Genomic DNA, 16971 nt, shown 5'->3' with positions numbered 1-16971 from the left:
GACATTGCTTTCAGCAGTGCCTCCATATACCAGTAAGTTCGCTAACCTGCTGGAATTCGTTTCAATGAAAAAAGGAGAAACATGATGACAACTGCAAAAGAATATATCCAAAGCACTTTCGAAACCGTAAAAGCTCGTAACGGCCATGAAGCGGAATTCCTTCAAGCTGTTGAAGAGTTCCTTAGCACTTTGGAACCTGTATTTGAAAAACATCCAGAATACATCGAAGAAAACATCTTGGCACGTATCACTGAGCCTGAGCGCGTGATTAGCTTCCGTGTTCCTTGGGTTGACCGTGACGGAAAAGTTCAAGTTAACCGTGGTTACCGTGTTCAATTCAACTCAGCTGTCGGTCCTTACAAAGGCGGACTTCGTTTCCACCCAACTGTAAACCAAGGGATCTTGAAATTCCTCGGCTTCGAACAAATCTTTAAAAACGTTTTGACTGGACTTCCAATCGGTGGAGGTAAAGGTGGATCTGACTTCGATCCTAAAGGCAAGACTGACGCTGAAGTGATGCGCTTCTGCCAAAGCTTCATGACTGAATTGCAAAAACACATCGGTCCTTCTCTTGATGTCCCAGCTGGTGATATCGGGGTTGGTGGACGTGAGATTGGTTACCTTTACGGTCAATACAAACGCCTTCGCCAATTTGATGCTGGTGTCTTGACTGGTAAACCTCTTGGTTTCGGTGGTAGCTTGATCCGTCCAGAAGCAACTGGTTATGGTTTGGTTTACTATACGGAGGAAATGCTCAAAGCCAATGGCGACAGCTTTGCTGGTAAGAAAGTCGTGATCTCAGGTTCTGGTAACGTTGCCCAATACGCTCTTCAAAAAGCAACTGAACTTGGTGCAACTGTTATCTCTGTATCTGACTCAAACGGTTACGTGATCGACGAAAACGGTATTGACTTTGACCTTCTGACAGACGTCAAAGAAAAACGTCGTGCTCGTTTGACTGAGTATGCTGCTGAAAAACCAACTGCTACTTACTACGAAGGATCTGTATGGACTTACGCTGGCAACTATGATATCGCTCTTCCATGTGCAACTCAAAACGAGATCAACGGTGAAGCAGCGAAACGCTTGGTTGCTCAAGGGGTAAAAGTAGTTTCTGAAGGAGCTAACATGCCTAGCGACCTTGATGCGATCAAAGTCTACAAAGAAAACGGCATCCTTTATGGACCTGCTAAAGCTGCCAATGCTGGTGGGGTTGCTGTATCTGCTCTTGAAATGAGCCAAAACAGCCTCCGTCTTTCATGGACACGTGAAGAAGTGGATGGACGTTTGAAAGACATCATGACCAACATCTTCAACACTGCTAAAACAACTGCAGAAACCTACGGTCTTGGTAAAGATTACCTTGCGGGTGCCAATATCGCAGCCTTTGAAAATGTCGCAAATGCGATGATTGCCCAAGGTCTTGTTTAATTTGATTCTTTTGCCACACCTCTGAACCCCTGGTTTCGGAGGTGTTTTTCTTGATAAAAAAAGAAGATTGGAAAAACCAAATCTTCTTTTTTTTTATAAATCATCCAAGGCATCTTTCATCTTGTCAAAGAAGCCTTTTTTCTTTGGATTCACCTTGATATCACCAGCTTCCGCAAATGCACGAAGGGCTTCTTTTTGCTTGTCATTTAGACCTGTTGGTGTCACCACATTAACAGATACATATTGATCTCCTACAGAGCCACCACGCAAGCTTGGTGCTCCTTTACCACGGAGGCGGAATTTCTTACCGGTCTGAGTTCCTTCAGGAATGACCAAGTCAACATCGCCGTGAACCGTTGGAACATGGACCGTATCCCCAAGAGCAGCCTGAACAACGTTCAAGTTCAATTTATAGTAAATGGTTGATCCATCACGCTCAAATTTATCGCTCGGCTCAACGTTGACTACCACATAGAGATCTCCGTATGGCCCTCCATTAAAGCCAGCTTCTCCTTGACCAGAGAGGCGGATTTGTTGGCCAGTTTCGACCCCAGCAGGGATTTTCACATTGACACTGTGGGCTTGCTTCTCGTGACCAGTCCCATGACAGGTTGTACAAGGATCTTTAATTTCTTTACCGCGTCCATGACAGACATCACAGGTGATTTGACGGCGCATCATCCCAAGTGGGGTTTGCGTATCCACATTGATAACCCCAGAACCATGACAGCGTCCACAAGTTACTGGACTTGTTCCTGGCTTAGCACCAGTTCCATCACATGTCCGACAGCTGGCTTCCCGATGGTACTTGACTTCCTTCTCAATTCCAAAGATGGCTTCTTCAAACTTGAGGTTTACGCGGTACTGAAGATCATCTCCCTGACGTGGAGCATTTGGATTACGACTTGCACCGCCACCTCCAAAGAAGCTTGAGAAAATGTCCTCAAAACCACCAAAGCCAGTGCCATCAAAACCACCGAAGCCACCAGCTCCGCCACCGAAGCCACCAAAACCACCGTTGGCTCCTGCAGCACCGTATTGGTCATAAGCTGCCCGTTTTTGTTCGTCGCTCAAAGTCTCATAAGCTTCTTGAACTTCCTTGTACTTTTCCTCAGCACCAGGCTCCTTGTTGATATCTGGGTGATATTTTTTAGATAATTTCCGATAGGCTTTCTTGATCTCATCTTGAGATGCATTCTTTGAAACGCCCAAACGGTCATAAAATTCAGTATTGTTCATAATTCAAGATACAAAGGGCGTTAAACGGACACAGCCAAAATAGGAGTTTTGACGACGGACGCTCGCGTCCTAGAAAAAACTATCTTTTTGGCACCGTCCGTAGCCCGTGTTCAGTTGCGAACACCTTTGTTCCTTTCTATAATTTTCATGTACATCTTTAGAGGATGTTTTCTATACTTTGCTTCACTTGATCAAACTCTTGGTCTGATAGAGTAAATATCAAATCCTCTTCAGCACACTCGTTCTTTTCTTTAAAATAGTTGTCCGTATTCTCTGCCAATCCTAAGCTTAGAATCACTTTTCTTGCAAACTCTTGATGGGCAAAACCGATAGCCGTAATGATTTGTTTATCTTGCACAACCACTTTCGGTTGGAAATTCTCACGTGGAAGAAATTCAAAATAATCAAAGAAGTTTTGCCAAATTCCACCTGTAAATTTCGTATCGTTCAGCAAACCTGCTTTCACTAATAAAAGAGGCGCTGAAGAAATGGATGCAATTAGGATATCTTGCTCACCAAGGTCCCTCAAAAACGAAATCAATTTCTCATCCTGTAGAGCAGGTCCTATGTTTACCATTCCTGGCAAAATCACACAAGAATACTCTTCTATACAGATTTGATCTAGTGTTTTCGTTGGTTGACAGGGCAAGCCATCCTCAGAGACCACTATCGAATGATCTGAAGCGGCATAATCAATCGTAATATCAAAAGACAGAGCTAAAGTACTCGTTAAAGCGGTTATCTCATAAAGAGAAAAATTAGGATAAATGATACAAAGTACTTTTTTCATACGCAACATCCTCTATTTTACCGAAAAACAGAGGCTGGGTTGCAACCTCTGGATTTCTTTTTATCATTTACTAGTTAGGCGTTTAGGCAAGTCGCCATAGCGATTGCCGTAGAATGGCAATCACTTTAGTGATTAGTCATTCTTAACGCCTCGCTCCCAAATTTTCAAGCTCGGGATAAAATAGTCCACTGGACTATTTTATTTCTCCGTAAACTCTCCGTCTACGACGTCATCGCCTGCGTTTCCTGTTGCTTGTGCGCCTTCTGCTCCTGCTTGAGCTTGTTGTGCTGCTGCGGCTTGTTCGTAGAGTTTCACAGCAAGTCCTTGAGCTTTTTCGTTCAAGGCTTCAAGTTTTGCTTTCATTTCGTCCAAGTTGTTATCTTCTTGGGCCTTCTTAAGCTCATCAAGGGCAGCTTGTGCAGCATCACGTTCTGCATCGAAGCCTTTGCCTTCAGTTTCTTTGATTGTCTTTTCAGTCGCAAAGATAGCTTGGTCTACTTCGTTACGAAGGTCAACTTCTTCTTTACGTTTCTTATCTGCTTCAGCGTTAGCTTCTGCATCTTTCATCATGCGGTCGATTTCTTCGTCTGTCAAACCTGAGTTTGATTGGATAACGATTGTTTGTTCTTTTTGAGTTCCAAGATCTTTCGCTTTAACAGATACGATACCGTTTTTATCGATGTCGAATGTTACTTCGATTTGTGGGATACCACGAGGTGCAGCTGGGATATCTGTCAATTGGAAACGTCCAAGAGTCTTGTTATCTGCTGCCATTGGGCGTTCACCTTGAAGAACGTGGATATCAACGGCTGGTTGGTTGTCTGCTGCAGTTGAGAAGACTTGTGATTTAGATGTTGGAATAGTTGTGTTGCGGTCGATGAGTTTTGTGAAGACTCCACCCATTGTTTCGATACCAAGTGACAATGGTGTTACGTCAAGAAGGACAACGTCTTTCACATCACCAGTGATCACACCACCTTGGATCGCAGCACCCATCGCAACTACTTCGTCAGGGTTCACTGATTTGTTTGGTTCTTTACCAGTTTCAGCCTTAACAGCTTCTACAACGGCTGGGATACGAGTTGAACCACCAACAAGGATCACTTCGTCGATTTCTGACAAGCTCAAGCCTGCATCAGAAAGAGCTTGACGAACTGGAACTTTAGTACGTTCTACAAGGTCACGAGTCAAATCGTCAAATTTGGCACGAGTCAAAGTCATTTCCAAGTGAAGAGGCCCAGCTTCACCAGCAGTGATGAATGGCAAGCTGATTTGTGTTGAAGTTACACCAGAAAGGTCTTTCTTCGCTTTTTCAGCTGCATCTTTCAAACGTTGAAGGGCCATCTTGTCTGTTGACAAGTCAATGCCGTTTTCTTTCTTGAATTCTGCAACCAAGTGGTCGATGATTTTTTGGTCAAAGTCGTCACCACCGAGTTTGTTATCCCCTGCAGTTGCCAATACATCAAAGACACCGTCGCCTAATTCAAGGATAGATACGTCAAATGTACCACCACCAAGGTCGAATACTAAGATTTTTTCTTCTTTATCTGTCTTGTCCAAACCGTAAGCAAGGGCTGCTGCAGTTGGTTCGTTGACGATACGTTCTACTTCAAGACCAGCGATTTTACCAGCGTCTTTAGTTGCTTGACGTTGAGCATCGTTAAAGTAAGCTGGAACTGTAATAACAGCCTTCGTTACTTTTTCACCAAGGTATTCTTCAGCGTAACCTTTCAAGTATTGAAGGATCATTGCTGAGATTTCTTGTGGAGTGTATTCTTTCCCGTTAGCAGAAACCTTTTCAGAAGTCCCCATCTTAGATTTGATAGAGATGACTGTATCTGGGTTTGTCACTGCTTGACGTTTTGCAGCGTCACCAACGATGATTTCACCGTTTTTGAATGACACTACAGATGGAGTTGTGCGATTTCCTTCTGGGTTCGCGATGATTTTTGATTCAGTTCCTTCAAGAACTGCTACTGCTGAGTTTGTTGTACCTAAGTCAATACCGATAATTTTAGACATATGTTTTTCTCCTTAAATTTATCTTCTTTTTTCTTTTTGATATTTTCCTTGCAAGCCTCCGGCTTGTGTTTTATCTTTCTTTCATAGTTTAGTGTCGTTTCGGACAAGGTAGCCTAGTTGAACACGCCCTAAGCTCTGGGTAAAAAAGATAGATTTCCTTGTGTTCATCGAACACTTCGTCAATCTCCTATTTTTACTGTGAGCTTTTTACGGGCTTTGTATCCTAGTTGTAGACAACTACCATAGCCGGTCTTAGGATGCGGTCATGGAGTTTGTAGCCTTTTTGGAAGACTTGTGCGATAGTGTCTGCTGGATGTTCGTCATCAGCTGGGACTGTTTGAATAGCCATATGATAGTTATGGTCAAATTCTCCGTCCGCTGCGATTTCTTCAATCCCTTCTTCTTTCAGGGCGTGAATCAAGCTTTCTTGTACCATTTCCAAGCCCTTCTTCACATCATCTGTCAATCCTTCGACGGCAAGGGCACGTTCGAGGTTGTCCAGTGATGGTAAGATCGCTTTTGCCAAATCTTGGCTACGGTATTTTTGTAATTGTTGACGTTCTTCATTGGCACGGCGCTGAATGTTTTGCATCTCTGCATGAGCACGAAGGTATTTGTTTTCAAATTCCTCGGCACGCGCTTGTGCTTCTTCTAACTCAGAAGGTTGGTTGCTTTCCTCAACAACTTCTTCAGTTGTCTCGGCAACTTCCTCTTCTTTCACGTCTTCTTTTTTGATATCTTCTGTCAAGGCATACACCCCTTTCATTTGGTCTTAATTTACTTCATAATGGTTGCTGTTGAGGTAACGGTAATAATCCGTCAACTTCATGACCAGTACTCGGCCGATAACATTGACCAGGCTTATCACACGCCTGTAGTCCATCTCTACGGGACCAATCACATGCATGAGGGCCATCCCACGATAAGGAACTAAGAACTTGTGACTAATGACCGTCACATTTTTTAAGGCCTTCTCTTGGGATTCCGCAACCAGGATCTGGGTCATTTGGTCTTCCGGCATTCCTCCTCGTAACTCCAAGGCTACGTGTTGGGGATTATCTAAGAACTGATAAGTCTGAAGGTCGGCATAACTCAAAGATGAAACCTTTCCTTCTACAAAGACCAGTTCTTGAAACAGTTGCGAGAAGACGTAATCGAATAGATCCAAGACATTGTCTGTCGTCTTGAAATAGCGCTGTACAATCTGTGGAATCTCTGTCCGCAAGCGGTAGTGGATATCCAAGACCGTATTTCCAATGAAACGTTCTTGAACTAGCTGATGGAAGATTTCCAAGTCACTGGTTAAGAAATTCTTTGGAATGGCAAATTGTACGGTGACAGGCTTTGATTCATCCAAGGTCAATACCGCTAAGGCATCGTGGTTGGATAATGGAACAATCTCAAAACCCGTCAAGCGCTGCCGTGTCGGCTCCACATCCTGAATCACTGCGGTGTAGCCCGTCATCTGGGCTAATAACTTGGCCGTAGCATCCAAGATATCGTCTAACTTAAAGGCTTCGAAATCAAAGGCTTTCACCACCTGGTAGACATCTTGTTCATCAATCAACTCTAGATCGAGCGAGTTCTGAACGAAATATTGGAAACCAGCTCGGCTAGGCATTCGGCCACTCGAAGTATGGGCTTTCTCTAGCAACCCTTGCTTTTCGAGGGCAGCCATATCGTTTCGGATGGTCGCACTACTGGATTGAATGACATCTTGTAGCGCTTTTGAACCGACCGGTTCGTGGGTCTTGGTAAAGATATCGACGACAAGATTGAGAATCTCATTTTGACGTTCTGTAACCATGACCTCACCTCTCTTTCGTTTTTAGCACTCTAAACACTCAAGTGCTAAACCATGATTCTATTATACACCCTCTCAAAAGAAAGTCAAGAAAAAAATCCAAAAAATTAGCACTCTTTTTTCAAGAGTGCTAAAAATCATTCTTAAGACCGATACTAGGCCAAAAAAACTATAAACCTGCTTCTTTCAGCTTTTGAATATATTCTTCTAAGACCAGTTGGTGCTTGACCATATACTGGGCATTTTCTACACCGACGTAGCGGAAGTGCCAGTTTTCATAGTCTACACCCGTGATCGCGTTTTTCCCTTCTGGATAACGGAGAACAAACCCATATTGTGGCGCCAAGGCAATAATTTGTTGTACTACCTCTTCGGACAGCCCATTTGGGGCACTCATATCAATTGCAAGTCCCGTCTGGTGCTCACTAGCTCCTGGAACCTGTACCTGAGCTTGTGCCTGACGTTCTGCTTCTTCATGAGAAAGACCAGTAGCTTCCAACTGTGCTACCCGCTCATTGTAAAGCTCTGTTTGCTCCTCCACACTTCGATAACCGGAAATCAAGGACTCCTCAGGAGCAACTGCCCTTGCCGCCGCTAGAAACTGTTTGGTTTGTTCTGCGATCCGACTATCCACCTTAATTTCTTCAACGTCGACTAACTGAGGATTCAACTCAGCCAACTTGTTGTCCCGATTGACCAGGACTAGATTCCAATCCTTGCTAGAAACTTGCGGGAGGTCTGTCTTAGGTTTTTCTTCCTTTTTCTCAACCTTTTTTGGAGTAGTCGTTTCTACTTTTTGATCTTCAGCAAAGTCCAGAGGAAGCCATTGAGGTTTCAAATAGAAAATACCCACTCCTGCTCCGATTAGACAGAGGCCTATACAGCAGAGCACGATCCAGCTAACTTTCTTTTCTCTTTTCTTGGCAAGTTTATATTTAGTCATGATCTCCCTCTAACCATTTCGCTCCAACCTGGCGGTATGACAGATCTCCAACTGCTTCTAGTTTAAATTGGCCATCTTCATACTCAATAACAGTCACACTACCATTGTCCAAGACCAATTCTTTAAAGGCTTTTGGATCAATCAGGTAAATCAAGGTACTGATGGTCATCCCATGACTGACCACGATGGCATTCCCGCCACCCTTAGACTCGACATCCTTAGCAATTGCCGTAAAGCCATCCAAGATGCGGTCACGAAGGGTTTCCCAGGACTCTGCCCAGCCGGCTGTGTCCACTTCGACAATCCCTTCTGCCAACTCCATCAAGCTCAAATGATGGAAGTCATCAACCCGAAAGACACGTGGCAAAACGCCCAAAAAGAGTTCCCCGTCATAGGCTCCATCAAAACTTCCAAAGCACCATTCGCGGATGCGCTTATCATAACGGTAAGGAATCTTACCCGTTAACCCTAATTCTTCTAGCACAATCCCCATGGTTTGAATGGTTCGACCGGAGTCGCTGGACACGGCTTGTTGGAAATGAATCCCGGCTTCACGTAGACCAATCCCCAATTCGTGAATCCCTCGTTCCCCAGCTTCCGTCAAGGGACTATCAGACCAACCTTGGGCGCGACCAATGGTATTAAACATGGTTTTTCCATGACGGGCAATATACAATTTTGTCTTTGCCATTTTTATCCTCCTGCAATTGTTTTCTTCTTATATATAGTATCTTATTTTTTTACATCAAGTTCTTCTGAGTGGGCTGCTAACCAGTTAGCACCCAGCTTGCGGTATGACTCATCTCCGATGGTCTGGATTGAAAATTGTCCATTTTCGTATTCTACCAAGGTGACACTACCATTTTCAACCCTTGGATCCAGCTCAATCTCTGGATTCAAAATACACACAAAGGAACCAATGGTCATGCTGTGACTAACAACCAAGGCATTTCCACCACCCTTGGCTTCAACTTCCTTGGCAATCTCCTCAAAGCCATCTACAATCCGTTTTTTCAACACATCCCATGGTTCAGCCCAGCCGGCTGTATCTACTTGGTAAATCCCATTCGCCAGCTCTTCCAGGCTGAGTTTCTTGTAGTCTTCAATATCTAAAACCCGAGGAACGACTCCACGGAAAAGTTCCCCTCCGTAGGCACCATCAAAACTTCCAAAACACCATTCCCGGATCTTTTTGTTGAAAGTATAAGGAATCTGATCTGTGAGCCCAAGCTCGTCTAAAACAATTCCCATGGTTTGAATAGCACGACCTGAATCGCTGGAAACAGCACGGACAAAGTCCAAACCAGATTCTCTCAAACCAACCCCCAATTCACGGATGCCTTCTTCTCCTTGAACAGTTAAAGGCGTATCCGACCAACCTTGGGCACGACCTATCGTATTAAACATGGTTTTTCCATGCCGAATAATAAACAATCTTGTTTTCGCCATGTGATCTCCTTTTATGTCCTTCTATTATATCATTTTTTATAAGGAAACTGGCAGCGATGACCTCTCGATTCACTTTCACTTCCTCAGCCAACATTAAAAGCCCTGAGCAAAAATCCTGCTCCAGGGCCATTTTTTAATTTTTAAAACTATGAACTGGGGCTGGAATTTGGCCACCACGGGCAATGAAATCAGCTGACGAAGCTTTGTTGACCTTCATCACCGGAGCAGACCCAAGAAGTCCTCCAAGCTCTAACATATCGCCTTCTTTTCCATAAGGAATGATCCGAACTGCTGTGGTCTTTTGGTTGATCACCCCGATAGCTGCTTCGTCGGCAATCATGGCCGCAATGGTTGTATCTGGAGTATCAGCTGGGATGGCAATCATATCCAAACCGACGGAACAGATAGCTGTCATGGCTTCCAATTTTTCCAAGTTGATATGACCTGATTGGACCGCCGCAATCATCCCTTCATCTTCTGAAACCGGAATGAAGGCACCTGACAAACCACCGACTTGGTTACAAGCCATAATGCCACCTTTTTTCACTTGGTCATTAAGCAGAGCCAGCGCTGCTGTTGTCCCGTGGGTTCCAACTACTTCAAGCCCCATGGCCTCAAGGACACGGGCAACCGAATCCCCAACTGCTGGTGTTGGAGCAAGAGACAAGTCGACAATTCCAAACTCAACACCGAGACGTTCACTAGCCATTTGACCTACCAATTGGCCGACACGGGTAATCTTGAAGGCTGTCTTCTTGACTGTTTCAGCCAATACATCAAAGCTTGCTCCGGGAACTTTTTCGATGGCCCGTTGGACGACACCAGGTCCTGAAACCCCAACGTTGATGACGACATCTGCTTCACCGACACCGTGGAAGGCTCCCGCCATAAAGGGATTATCTTCTACCGCATTAGCAAAGACAACGAGTTTACCTGGTCCCATTGGATCTGCTTGGGAAGCTTCTTTAATGATGCGCCCCATGTCTCGGACAGCGGTCATATTGATCCCTGTCTTAGTCGATCCAATATTGACTGAAGAGCAGACAAAATCTGTCTCCGCAAGGGCACGAGGAATGGAATTAATGAGGATCTCATCCCCTTTTTGGTAGCCTTTTTGAACAAGAGCTGAGAAGCCACCGATAAAGTTAACCCCAACTTCCTTCGCCGCACGATCCAGCGCCTTGGCAAAGGGTACATAGTCTGTCGCGCTGGTTGCTGCTCCGATAATGGAAATCGGAGTGACCGAAACCCGCTTGTTCACAATGGGAATGCCGAGTTCCGCCGCAATCTCATCCCCAACAGCCACTAAGTCCTTGGCCTTTGTCACAATCTTATTGTAGACTTTTTCCGCTGCCTTATCGATATCCGGATCAATACAATCTAGAAGGGAGATCCCCATGGTGATGGTCCGAACATCGAAGTTCTGCTCCTCAATCATGGCAATGGTTTCTGTTACCTGTCTAATGTCCATAAATTCTCAACCCCTATCTTACAAATTGTGCATAGCATCAAAAATCGCTGCACTTTGGATATTGATTTTCACATGCAGAGACTGACCGAATTCTTCTAACTCTGAACGGAGCTGTGTGAAATCTTTTTTCTCATCTGACGATACAACTGCCATCATGGTAAAGTATTCATCCAATACCGTTTGAGAGATATCATCGATATTGAGTCCTAATTCTACCACTTTCGTTGCAACACCCGCTACGATTCCTTTTTGGTCTTTACCAACGACTGTAATAATTGCTTTCATGTCACTGCTCCATTCTATCTATTTGCTTCCATTGTAGCATATTCCCCTTAAAATCGCCCTTCTCAACTGGGAACGTTTGGATATTTTCCGCGTGTATAAAAAATAAAGGCTGGATCTACATCCAACCTCTCTATCGACTATTCAATCTTTTAGGATCCCTTCCTTCACGCGCACGGTACTCTCATACTCGGCTCCAGCTAGACGGTCAAAGGGAAAGCGACGACTGAGCAAGATGATGGCAAGGGTGAGGATCAGGTACAATAAGAGCACAAAGAAGAGTAATAAAATCATAGATAGAGTCAAAAGGGAATTGTCCGTCAAATCCTGATTCAAAAGCGAGATCAAATAGAACAACCCTTGGGGAATCCAGTAGAAATAGCCTACCACTAGGATTCCTCGCCAGATGGTACGAAGCCATTTTTGCTTGTCAAAACGCAAGCGGAATTTTACCAAAGCCATTCCCAAGGTTTTGCCCCGCCACAAGGGAAGCAAACTAAAGTAAAGCACCAAAACCGCTACATAGGGAATCATCTCTAAACGCTCGATTACCGCATAAAGCAAGGATAGCATCACAAAGTCAATCAAGAAAGCAAGACCCATCCGGAAACCAGATACTTTCGTCCCTACTCGGAAAGAATGCTCGTCAATCTCATCTCGTGTTGGCAATAACCAAACCAGGAACCAACCAAGCAAGTAGCCCACTCCACCACCAGTGGTATTTTGAATAATATCATCGACATCTGCTAGGCGGTAAGGGCCCGGATACAGAAAGTAGAGACCTGATAACTGGGTCAGCTCCAAAAAGAGACTAAAGAGGGCTGTTAGGAGAATCGTTTTCTTAAAACCACACTTGAAATAATAACGTAGATACATCCCAAAAGGAATCAACATTAGGACATTAAAAGCTGGTACATAAAAAGTTGGATGCTTGATAGCCTGAAGCCAAGTACCAGTCTGCGCTAGATCAAAGGGGCTCTCCTTGAAAAAATCCACCACAAAAGCAAAGGGATGGAGATTGACCATTTCCGAGTAGCTAGTATGGATCTTACTCGGATCTGGCAGAGGCAAGACTACCAAGAGATAGACCGTCATCAAGTAAAGCATAAAAGAATAGAAAATCAGCACCCGCAATTTATTGACCGAGCCATATTTTCGATAATTCAAAATCATGTAGGGCAAGGTCAGCAAAAAGGCCAGGAAAGGAAAGAGCTGAACAGCTGTTTTGATTGTAGAAATGTATCCCATTGTGTCTCCCATTTACCGTTATAAAAACACCCTTTGCACAATGACAAAAGGTGATTTTTTCATTGATATAGAGTATTATACGGCCTGGTAGAGGAAGAGTCAAGGAAACAGGATGAAAACCTAGCTCAATAGTCGGCTTAATTGCTACCTCTCCCCTTCAAGCTTTTACTTCCGATAAAGACCAATAGATAACTCACAATCCCTGAAAGATGCAATAGCGTTGAGATCCATCCGGTGATTACTGGTAAGAGCATGAGACCAGATAGAAAAATTAAGAATAGATAAAACCATTTTACGGTGCGTGATAATTCTTTCCACACGTTTGGCAGGAGCATAATCCCTCCGGTCACAAAGGCATAGCCGACGGCAGAGATCCCTGTTGCCTGAATGTCCTGCTCGCGTGTTAAGAAGTGAAAAACGATGGAAGAGAGGACTGTCGCCGTCACAAAAACGATTAAGACTTGTATGGAGCCTCTTTTTCTTTCTAGCAGTCCACCGAAGGGAAGGATCATGAGTCCGTTTAAAATCAAATGAACCCATAAAAACCAGACAGGAGCTCCTTTACTGCCATGCATCAGGGTCCCACTGACATATTGCCAACCATACACCGGCTTCGAATGAAAAGCCAATAGGTCATACATAGCATTCCCATAAAAGGAAGTCAATAAACCGAGCAACAAACAGATTAGAGCTATCGTACTGATAACAGGATAGGTTTTTATCATCGTTTTCATTTTAAAACTTCTTTTCTGTAAATAAATCAATTGTCTCACCTTGAGTATACTTTCATTATACCACCCCTTAAACGAAAATAAGATCACTTTTAAAAAGTGATCCTAGTTTCATTAAACAACTCCAACCTCTAACTCCCATTTCACGCCCGGCCACAGAGACAAGGTTATTTAACAAGAAAATGCCAGTAGATATAATTGAAGATGAATATCCAGATTGGTTTCCAAAAAGTGAGAAAATTGCTAAAGGCATGTAAGAAAATTGGTAAACGGATATCTTTGTGTTTCTTGTAGATAGCTGCGAAGAAGAGCCCTGAACAGAAATAAAGAGAAAAGGTTACAGGATCCCGATATTGATGGATCAGATGAAAGGCCGCAAAGAGAAAGCCCGAAAGCAAAACGTCTAAATGAAACTTACTTTCTTTAAAGAAGACATTCATCAGATAGCCTCTAAAAATGATTTCTTCTATCATAGGAGAAGTAATGGTTGCCAGGACAAAAAACAGAGTACCCGAAATACCGGGGCCATTTAGATAAATAGAGGATGGCAATTTGGTTTGATGAACGACAGGAACCAGCGAATCCTGAAAAGTTTGCAGCACCCATCTTTCAACAAAGAACCACAAGAGCACCAGAGCAAAATACCCCAGATAGTGCCACTTCCATTTCTGTATATTTGAACGGACGACTATCTTCTGTCTTTTGAACCACAATAAAATGCCAATGAGAAGCAAAGAGTAGAGAATCAAATAGATGAAATAAAGAAAACTTACATCACCATTGAAAACTTCAGTTAGGTAGATACCAAGACCTTCGATCCCAAAAACAAATAGATATAACAGGAACAGTAAAGCGACTCCATGTTTGGCATATTTCATATCATCTTTTCTCCAATATCATTCTTCCATTCAATTATATACAAGTATAACACATGGAAAAACTTGTAGACAAGGTAGCCCTCAATTGTTCCTTTTTGAACAGAAAGTGGCATCTTCTTTTGTTATTTACTCCGCTTTGATAGGAGAAAACAACCGTTTAGATTTTCTAGCCTGACGATTCTACAATATATTATCCCTTAATCATCTGGACGATTTTGTTTTGAAATAGCTGAAGACTGATGGTTCTTCAATTAGAAAAGAAGGCAGTGACTTGTTCATCCCTCTTTTTCACGATATCGTAAGGACTCACTCCAACTTTCAGAATACCGTAGCGAATATTTGACTTTCCATTTCAGAGGGTATATACTTATATTAATCTGAACTAAATAGTTTTAATTTTTTAAATGAACTGTCTTGAACTCAGATTAAAAAACTATTTACTTAACGGAGGTGGCGCTATGTCATTAGAAGATAAATTAAACCAAGTTAAAGGTTCTGTTAAGGAAGGTCTCGGTAAAGTAACCGGCGACACAAAAACAGAAGCTGAAGGCGTTGCTGAAAAAGTTGCATCAAAAGCTAAAGAAGTTGCTGAAGATGCAAAAGAGGCTGTTGAAGGAGCTATCAACGGTGTGAAAAACATCTTTCACAAAGACGATAACTAATTTTTAACGTTCTAAAACCACCCTATTTTCTGCAGTCCTATTTGACTGGGGAAGATGGGGTGGTTTTTGTTTATCTTTGATTTAATTTGGGTGTAGGAAAAAGAACACCTCGAAATGTGCTCTTTGTAAATATTGTAATTCTTTTGAATGAACGTTTAGAGTGCAGTGGTTGCCATTCAATCAAACACCACTTCGGGCTTTTACTGAAATAGAGCAAAGTAATTGCAGGTCCCCACGACTATTTTGCTTCATTCTCTCAAACCAATCTGAAACATTTGGGACAACATACTGCCCTCTTTCATACGATCACTTCCATTATCCCTTCAATCAGCTCCGTAAAACTTTCTGCCACATAGATAATTTCATCAGGGTCATGAATGTAACAGATTATCTGCCCTTCTTGCCCCTCCTGGTCTGGATCAAAATCGAGCATGAGATAACAAGAATCGCAATATTCCGCAAAAGGAAGCCATTTTTTATTAAAAAGATAGGGTTTAACTCTACTATCACGCATCTCTTCAACATCTTGGCTCGAAAAATAGTCGGGAAATTCCGTCAACAGGGCATTCCTATTTTGAAAAAATTTTTTTATTGACTCAATCTCTTGCAGGCTCATCAAAGAGAAAGCCATTTCTCTTTGGCCAATCACACAGGGTAGGACTGCTAAGAATTTACTGCCGTTTTTGTAGCGATAGACTTCCTTAAGCTCATTTGGGAGAGAAATTCCAATTCTCTTCTCAAACTCCTGAATTTCCTCCTCAGATGCTCCAGAAATTTCCTGATAATCTTCCAGGTATCCTTCCTCTACAGGATCATCCAAACCCCAGTCTTCAAAAGCTTCACAAATATAAGTTGCTATTTTCCTAACTTGGTTAACTATACACATAAGAACCTCCTTTTTTGATTTCTCTTACCCTTCGAATTTTCATCCCAAAATATGTTCAAAATATTGACAGACTTGCATCTTTACTTTTTCTAATATTATTTTTAGTATGGAATTGGATTTTTTTATTTCTTGATCAGATAAAGTCATTTCATCCGTTCGCTTTACTCAAGTTAACATTATAAACAATTTCTGCATTCGGACTGCCTTTGCCATCCTTCACGACTCCTTTTAACTGACCATCTACTACTAATAATTCGATATTTTCATCTATAAGATCCTGTTTAGTCAGTTTAACTTCATTATTCAGGAAGTATTTCCCAATTTTCCTCTTCAAACTTTTCAAGTACTCCTTGCTCACGGAGGATATTTTCTATTTTGAAGAACATTTCTTTAGCTGCCAACATTACTCCAGTCATATTTATTAGTGGTCTCTTGAGCAAAACCTTACATAAAATTACAAATATAAAAACAATTAGAATACATAATTAAAAATCTATTACAGCCAAAAAATTAGCAAGCATGTGAATTAGTACAGAGTATTCTATCCTTTTAGTTCTATAATAAATGTAAGATACTATACAGCCTAACAAACTATACAGTAAAATCGATCTAATAAAAATTCCAATACTAGGTTCGTTCATACAATGCACAAATCCAAACAATATATTTGATATGAAGAAACCTTTCCTGCTCATATTATAGCAATAATTCATTATTGCACCATGAAAAGTTATTTCCTCTAAAACTGGTCCTACGAAAATTCCATAAAAATTGAATAACTCTATGCCCATAATATCTTTTAAAATTTGTAATAACGCATCATTTTGGGTATCTCCAAAAATGCTTACATACAAATGAACTGTAAGTCTCATCAAAGCAACGAATGCTAAACAATAAAGTACTTTGTTCCACTCTAGTTTCTGAATACGATTAATGACATTATGTTTTATGCTTATTTGATAAGAGAAATATAATGTAAAAAACAAGAAAAGTACAAATAGCAACCTAGCATAGACTAATGAAATATCTTTCAAAATAAAACAACAAAACGGTAAATTTGAGAGTAAAAATAACTGCCCAGTCACTTTATATTTTTCTTTCATTTTTAACTACCTCCAATAAACCATTATTAATA

The 16971-nt window shown here is 42.1% G+C and carries 17 protein-coding genes; 2 read left to right on the top strand and 15 right to left on the bottom strand.

The genetic code is table 11. From position 1 onward, the window contains the following. Positions 1-84: 84 nt before the first annotated feature. Positions 85-1431 (top strand): NADP-specific glutamate dehydrogenase, encoded by a 1347-nt coding sequence (gene gdhA, locus ADF75_RS08215; protein WP_048789780.1) that lies wholly within the window; start codon positions 85-87, stop codon positions 1429-1431. 93 nt (positions 1432-1524) lie between these two features. Here gdhA and dnaJ read toward each other — a convergent pair whose 3' ends face one another. The 13 genes from dnaJ to ADF75_RS08150 all read right to left on the bottom strand — a co-directional run bounded on the left by dnaJ (position 1525) and on the right by ADF75_RS08150 (position 14288). Beyond that, entirely contained in the window at positions 1525-2670 is a 1146-nt protein-coding gene (gene dnaJ / locus ADF75_RS08210) for a molecular chaperone DnaJ (protein WP_048789779.1), read from the bottom strand. A gap of 157 nt (positions 2671-2827) precedes the next feature. After that, positions 2828-3460 (bottom strand): DJ-1/PfpI family protein, encoded by a 633-nt coding sequence (locus ADF75_RS08205; RefSeq protein WP_048789778.1) that lies wholly within the window; start codon positions 3458-3460, stop codon positions 2828-2830. 198 nt (positions 3461-3658) lie between these two features. Continuing rightward, positions 3659-5482: a molecular chaperone DnaK gene (gene dnaK / locus ADF75_RS08200; protein ID WP_048716323.1), complete on the bottom strand. Its 1824-nt coding sequence runs from the start codon at positions 5480-5482 to the stop codon at positions 3659-3661. A gap of 223 nt (positions 5483-5705) precedes the next feature. Further along, positions 5706-6230 carry a nucleotide exchange factor GrpE gene (grpE, locus tag ADF75_RS08195; RefSeq protein ID WP_325049894.1) on the bottom strand — a complete coding sequence of 175 codons (525 nt, stop codon included), beginning with the start codon at positions 6228-6230 and terminating at the stop codon, positions 5706-5708. 24 nt (positions 6231-6254) lie between these two features. Continuing rightward, positions 6255-7289 (bottom strand): heat-inducible transcriptional repressor HrcA, encoded by a 1035-nt coding sequence (gene hrcA / locus ADF75_RS08190; RefSeq protein ID WP_045759110.1) that lies wholly within the window; start codon positions 7287-7289, stop codon positions 6255-6257. A gap of 166 nt (positions 7290-7455) precedes the next feature. Next, positions 7456-8229, bottom strand: coding sequence for a M15 family metallopeptidase (locus tag ADF75_RS08185; protein WP_048789777.1), 774 nt, complete (start codon positions 8227-8229; stop codon positions 7456-7458). After that, entirely contained in the window at positions 8222-8920 is a 699-nt protein-coding gene (locus ADF75_RS08180; protein ID WP_048789776.1) for a histidine phosphatase family protein, read from the bottom strand. The genes ADF75_RS08185 and ADF75_RS08180 overlap by 8 nt, the downstream gene beginning before the upstream one ends. A gap of 41 nt (positions 8921-8961) precedes the next feature. Then, positions 8962-9678 carry a histidine phosphatase family protein gene (locus ADF75_RS08175; RefSeq protein WP_048789775.1) on the bottom strand — a complete coding sequence of 239 codons (717 nt, stop codon included), beginning with the start codon at positions 9676-9678 and terminating at the stop codon, positions 8962-8964. Positions 9679-9811: 133 nt separating this feature from the next. Continuing rightward, positions 9812-11149: a PFL family protein gene (locus ADF75_RS08170; protein WP_048789774.1), complete on the bottom strand. Its 1338-nt coding sequence runs from the start codon at positions 11147-11149 to the stop codon at positions 9812-9814. Positions 11150-11167: 18 nt separating this feature from the next. Beyond that, positions 11168-11434 (bottom strand): ACT domain-containing protein, encoded by a 267-nt coding sequence (locus tag ADF75_RS08165; protein ID WP_048789773.1) that lies wholly within the window; start codon positions 11432-11434, stop codon positions 11168-11170. 141 nt (positions 11435-11575) lie between these two features. Continuing rightward, a complete protein-coding gene (locus tag ADF75_RS08160) occupies positions 11576-12679 on the bottom strand; it encodes a VanZ family protein (protein ID WP_048688602.1) in 1104 nt (367 codons plus the stop codon). A gap of 137 nt (positions 12680-12816) precedes the next feature. Continuing rightward, positions 12817-13413 (bottom strand): rhomboid family intramembrane serine protease, encoded by a 597-nt coding sequence (locus ADF75_RS08155; RefSeq protein WP_048688599.1) that lies wholly within the window; start codon positions 13411-13413, stop codon positions 12817-12819. A gap of 164 nt (positions 13414-13577) precedes the next feature. Further along, positions 13578-14288: a CPBP family intramembrane glutamic endopeptidase gene (locus ADF75_RS08150; protein WP_048688597.1), complete on the bottom strand. Its 711-nt coding sequence runs from the start codon at positions 14286-14288 to the stop codon at positions 13578-13580. A 458-nt stretch (positions 14289-14746) separates the two neighbouring features. Here ADF75_RS08150 and ADF75_RS08145 point away from each other — a divergent pair, with 458 nt between their 5' ends. Next, positions 14747-14950, top strand: a complete 204-nt coding sequence (locus ADF75_RS08145) for a CsbD family protein (protein WP_048688589.1) — start codon at positions 14747-14749, stop codon at positions 14948-14950. 298 nt (positions 14951-15248) lie between these two features. On the opposite strand, the gene ADF75_RS08140 is transcribed toward ADF75_RS08145, so the two are convergent. Next, positions 15249-15836, bottom strand: coding sequence for an SMI1/KNR4 family protein (locus tag ADF75_RS08140; RefSeq protein WP_048688586.1), 588 nt, complete (start codon positions 15834-15836; stop codon positions 15249-15251). Positions 15837-16321: 485 nt separating this feature from the next. Next, positions 16322-16939 carry a CPBP family intramembrane glutamic endopeptidase gene (locus tag ADF75_RS08130; protein ID WP_048688579.1) on the bottom strand — a complete coding sequence of 206 codons (618 nt, stop codon included), beginning with the start codon at positions 16937-16939 and terminating at the stop codon, positions 16322-16324. Positions 16940-16971 lie beyond the last annotated feature (32 nt).

The organism is Streptococcus sp. 1171_SSPC (assembly GCF_001069335.1).
Classification (GTDB): Bacteria; Bacillota; Bacilli; order Lactobacillales; family Streptococcaceae; genus Streptococcus; species Streptococcus xiaochunlingii.
Note: the sequence above shows the minus strand (reverse complement) of the source record. Positions and strands in the feature narration are given on the sequence as shown.

Excerpts from the sequence above, each read along its gene's own strand:
- ADF75_RS08130 (WP_048688579.1), bottom strand. The coding sequence starts at position 16,939 with ATGAAAGAAAAATATAAAGTGACTGGGCAGTTATTTTTACTCTCAAAT.
- ADF75_RS08145 (WP_048688589.1), top strand. The coding sequence starts at position 14,747 with ATGTCATTAGAAGATAAATTAAACCAAGTTAAAGGTTCTGTTAAGGAA.
- ADF75_RS08155 (WP_048688599.1), bottom strand. The coding sequence starts at position 13,413 with ATGAAAACGATGATAAAAACCTATCCTGTTATCAGTACGATAGCTCTA.
- ADF75_RS08185 (WP_048789777.1), bottom strand. The coding sequence starts at position 8,229 with ATGACTAAATATAAACTTGCCAAGAAAAGAGAAAAGAAAGTTAGCTGG.
- ADF75_RS08160 (WP_048688602.1), bottom strand. The coding sequence starts at position 12,679 with ATGGGATACATTTCTACAATCAAAACAGCTGTTCAGCTCTTTCCTTTC.
- dnaJ (WP_048789779.1), bottom strand. The coding sequence starts at position 2,670 with ATGAACAATACTGAATTTTATGACCGTTTGGGCGTTTCAAAGAATGCA.
- ADF75_RS08150 (WP_048688597.1), bottom strand. The coding sequence starts at position 14,288 with ATGAAATATGCCAAACATGGAGTCGCTTTACTGTTCCTGTTATATCTA.
- ADF75_RS08180 (WP_048789776.1), bottom strand. The coding sequence starts at position 8,920 with ATGGCAAAGACAAAATTGTATATTGCCCGTCATGGAAAAACCATGTTT.
- ADF75_RS08205 (WP_048789778.1), bottom strand. The coding sequence starts at position 3,460 with ATGAAAAAAGTACTTTGTATCATTTATCCTAATTTTTCTCTTTATGAG.
- ADF75_RS08165 (WP_048789773.1), bottom strand. The coding sequence starts at position 11,434 with ATGAAAGCAATTATTACAGTCGTTGGTAAAGACCAAAAAGGAATCGTA.
- ADF75_RS08140 (WP_048688586.1), bottom strand. The coding sequence starts at position 15,836 with ATGTGTATAGTTAACCAAGTTAGGAAAATAGCAACTTATATTTGTGAA.
- dnaK (WP_048716323.1), bottom strand. The coding sequence starts at position 5,482 with ATGTCTAAAATTATCGGTATTGACTTAGGTACAACAAACTCAGCAGTA.
- ADF75_RS08175 (WP_048789775.1), bottom strand. The coding sequence starts at position 9,678 with ATGGCGAAAACAAGATTGTTTATTATTCGGCATGGAAAAACCATGTTT.
- ADF75_RS08170 (WP_048789774.1), bottom strand. The coding sequence starts at position 11,149 with ATGGACATTAGACAGGTAACAGAAACCATTGCCATGATTGAGGAGCAG.
- hrcA (WP_045759110.1), bottom strand. The coding sequence starts at position 7,289 with ATGGTTACAGAACGTCAAAATGAGATTCTCAATCTTGTCGTCGATATC.
- gdhA (WP_048789780.1), top strand. The coding sequence starts at position 85 with ATGACAACTGCAAAAGAATATATCCAAAGCACTTTCGAAACCGTAAAA.